The organism is Paraburkholderia sp. JHI869, from assembly GCF_038900775.1.
Classification (GTDB): Bacteria; Pseudomonadota; Gammaproteobacteria; order Burkholderiales; family Burkholderiaceae; genus Paraburkholderia.
Genome location: NZ_JAYMSC010000111.1, coordinates 1 through 348, shown reverse-complemented (window position 1 = coordinate 348; position 348 = coordinate 1). Strand labels below are relative to the sequence as shown.

Sequence of the window (348 nt, the reverse complement as noted above, 5' to 3'; positions counted from 1 at the left end):
CCAATGCAAAAGGCTCTGCCGGACTGCTGCAGAACGCTGTGCATTGAAGATTGGTGGAGGATGACGGGATCGAACCGACGACCCCCTGCTTGCAAAGCAGGTGCTCTCCCAGCTGAGCTAATCCCCCGCTCGTAACCACTCAAACTCAGGTTTATCCGCTTAACTCCCTTCGGGAGTGGGATGCTCGTAAGTGCTGAAGCACTAACGATCATCGCAAAAGATGGTGGGTCTGGATGGATTCGAACCATCGACCCCCGCCTTATCAAGACGGTGCTCTAACCGACTGAGCTACAGACCCCTGAGTCTGTCTTTCTTACAGCCGACAAGTGTGAGCGCTTAAAACGCAGT

The 348-nt window shown here is 54.0% G+C and carries 2 tRNA genes; both read right to left on the bottom strand.

Annotated features, from left to right (window positions below):
• Nucleotides 1-51: 51 nt before the first annotated feature.
• Nucleotides 52-127 (bottom strand) — tRNA-Ala (locus tag VSR72_RS44095).
• A gap of 94 nt (nucleotides 128-221) precedes the next feature.
• Nucleotides 222-298, bottom strand: a tRNA-Ile gene (locus tag VSR72_RS44090).
• Nucleotides 299-348 lie beyond the last annotated feature (50 nt).